We start from the raw sequence: 3,272 nt of genomic DNA, 5'->3' as shown, positions 1-3,272 counted from the left end.
GCCCTGGTCGTAGCCGTACTGCTCGTCGGTGCCGTACTGGTCGTCGGCGTAGCCGCCCTGCTGGTCGTAACCCTGCGGGGCGTACTGGCCGTAGCCGTCCTGGGCGTACTCGTCCTGCTGGTAGCCGCCCTGGTCGTAGCCGTACTGCTCGTCGGTGCCGTACTGGTCGTCGGCGTAGCCGCCCTGCTGGTCGTAACCCTGCGGGGCGTACTGGCCGTAGCCCTGCTGGTAGTCCTCCTCGACCTCGGCGTCCACGACCGGCGCCGACTGGCCGCTCTCCAGGGCCGCGCGGCGGACCTCGTCGAGGCGCTGCGAGCGCTGGACGGCCTCCAGGGCCGGGCTGAAGCCGGAGGAGCCGGCGTTGCCGATGCCGGTGAGGTGGTCGTCGAAGCCCAGTTCGGCGGCGCTGCGGGAGCGGTCCTCGGGGGCCCACTCGGCGGTCGGCTCCTGGTCGGCGAAGATCCGGGAGACGGTGAACTGCTCCTCCGGCTCCGGCGCGGCGCCGGCCCGGGTGACGAACGGCGGGAGCATGACCAGCGAGGTGGTGCCGGCCGACTCGCCCGACGGGCGAAGCTGGACGCGGATGTCGTGCCGCTGGGACAGCCGACCGACCACGAACAGGCCCATGCGGCGGGAGATGGTGGCGTCGACCGTGGGCGGCTCGGCCAGCTTCTCGTTGATCTCGGCGAAGTCGTCGGCGGTAAGGCCGATGCCCTTGTCGTGGATCTCGACCAGGACGCGGCCGTCCGGCAGGCGGGTCGCGTTGACCAGGACCCGGGTCTGCGGGCTGGAGAACGAGGTGGCGTTCTCCAGCAGCTCGGCGAGCAGGTGGACGAGGTCGGTCACGGCGGCGCCGACGACCTCGACCTCCGGGATGCCGGACAGCTCGACGCGCTCGTACTGCTCCACCTCGGACGCGGCGGCGCGGAGCACGTCGACCAGCGGGACCGGGGTGTTCCAGCGGCGGCCGGCCTCCTCGCCCGCGAGGACGAGCAGGTTCTCACCGTTGCGGCGCATGCGGGTGGCGAGGTGGTCCAGCTTGAAGAGGTTCTCCAGCTGGTCCGGGTCGGCCTCGTTGTTCTCCAGGTCGGTGATCAGCGCCAGCTGGCGCTGGATCAGGCCCTGGCTGCGACGCGACAGGTTGGTGAAGATCGCGTTGACGTTGCCCCGGAGCAGGGCCTGCTCGGCGGCGAGCGCCACGGCCTGCTGGTGGACCTGGTCGAAGGCCCGGGCGACCTCGCCGATCTCGTCCTTGCCGTGCAGCGGGATCGCGGTCACCGAGGTGTCGACCCGGTCCGGGTCGGTCTTGGAGAGCTTCTCGACCAGGTCCGGCAGGCGGTGGTCGGCGATCTCCAGGGCGGCGCTGCGCAGGGTGCGCATGCCGAGGATCATCGAGCGGGCGACGTAGCCGGTCAGCAGGCCGGCCAGGATCAGCGCGGCGACGACGATGACGGTGTTGAGGATCGCGTCGTAGAGCGCGTTGTCCTTGAGGTTGCGGGAGTCGGTGAGGACGTCGTCCAGCAGCACGACTTCGGTATTCCGCAGGGCCTGGATGTGGGTGCCGGCGGCCTGGTTCCAGTTGTCCGGGGTCAGACCGGCGTTCTTGGCCTCGGCGTACGCGGCGTCGGCGGCGGCCTTGCCCTTCGACTGGCCCGCGGCGGCGGCCTCGGCGTAGTTGGCGCCGAGGGCCAGCAGGCCCTGCATGGTGGGCGCGGCGCCGTTGGGCATCTTGTACGCCGAGCGGTCCTGGGCGGTGGCCAGCGCGACCTGCGCGTCCGCGTACTTCTTGACGTCCTCGGGGGCGCTGCCGGTGGTGAACTCGCTGATCGAGACCTGTTCGAGCTTCTCGGCCACCAGGATCTGCTGGATGACGTCCTGGTTCTCGTACTTGGTGGTCGAGTTCTGCGCGATGCCGACGAGCAGGTTCAGCATCAGCGCGCGCTGGGTCGACGCGGAGGCCTTGGCCAGCGACATCGCGTAGATCGCGCGGCCCTTGCTGGTGGCGTTCGCGGAGCCCATGCCGACCGAGTTGTCGTACGCCAGCAGCGGGGCGAACATCGTCGAGTAGGCGTTGGCGGTGGCGCTGACGAACAGCTCCTTGCCGTACGCCGCGGCCCGCAGGTGCGGGAGGTCCACCACGAGGGTCTCGAAGGCCTCGTGGCGGCGCGGGAGCTCGCCGGACTTGTCGGAGGCCTGGTACGCGGCGTTGTAGGCCTTCAGGGCGGCGTCGGTGTCGGCGCGGCGCTTGGCGACCTCGTTGTTGGGGTCCTGCCCGGTGACCAGGGGTATCAGGGTCTTGTCGCGCTCGTTCTCGAGCGCCTCGGCGAGTTCGGTCGCGGCCTTGGCCAGCTCGGCCGTCTTCTCGGCGCGGGACGCCTTGATGTAGCCGTCGACCGAGGTGTTCACGCGCAGGCCGCCGAAGACGAGACTGATGATCACGGGGATCAGCAGGATCGCGATCAGGCGGGTCGGCACGCGCCAGTTGCGCGGGCGGAGGAAGTCGTACCGGCTGGAGCCGCCGTCGCCCGCCGCGCCGGCGGCGCCGCGCGGTTCGCCGGCCGTCGTCAGCGGCTTGGCGGCCGGGGTGGCCTGGGGGCGCTCCTCGGTGGGAGTGAACGCGGAGAATCCGGCCTGGTCCGCGGCGGTACCGTGCGGCTCGCTCTGGCGGGGCTCGGAGCGCCGCTGCGGGGCGGGTTGCTGCTTACGCCTCACTCGACAACTACCTCTCGGCCGACTTGCCGGCCATGGATCAATCCAGCGCTACCCCCGGGGCCCTGGCCCGTCACCGGACGGACCGAGGACGGGATATTCAGGGGTAGCTGGAATTTCAGCACGTGCAGGGATGGGGGACAAACAGCCCCGGTACGGCACCCGCGTCGGCACAATACGGACAATCAGCGACATGCTGGAGCAAATCCGTGGTCATCTGGCGCTGAGTGACGCTGTTTCGCCACGCTGCGTCATTGTTGATCACAAAATGCCTACCGAACTGTTATCCGCTGCTTATACACGGGCCTTGCGCGGGCCCCTCGGAGGACACCGGCCGGTAAGCGTCGCCGCCCCGGCGGTCCGTCGGTGTGACGGTCCGCCGGGGCCGGCCGGTTCCCTTCCGAGCCGGACCCGGGTCAGCGGAGTCGGGCGAGGAGGGCGTGTTCGACGAGGGTGATGAGGGCGCTCTTGGCGCTGTCTCGGCGGCGGGCGTCGAGGGTGATGATGGGGGTGGTTTCGCCGAGTTGGAGTGCTTCGCGGACTTCGTCGGGGGTGTGGGGCTG

The 3,272-nt window shown here is 70.4% G+C and carries 1 protein-coding gene and 1 pseudogene; both read right to left on the bottom strand.

Translation table 11 applies throughout. The features are described from left to right. Positions 1-2,712: nitrate- and nitrite sensing domain-containing protein (locus ACZ4WV_RS35335; RefSeq protein ID WP_465753193.1), on the bottom strand; the 2,712-nt coding region annotated here is incomplete at its 3' end. 413 nt (positions 2,713-3,125) lie between these two features. Next, positions 3,126-3,272 (bottom strand): annotated as a pseudogene (locus ACZ4WV_RS35330) (ATP-binding protein); the annotation flags it as partial.

It is taken from the genome of Kitasatospora sp. NPDC029312 (assembly GCF_055569215.1).
Note: the sequence above shows the minus strand (reverse complement) of the source record. Positions and strands in the feature narration are given on the sequence as shown.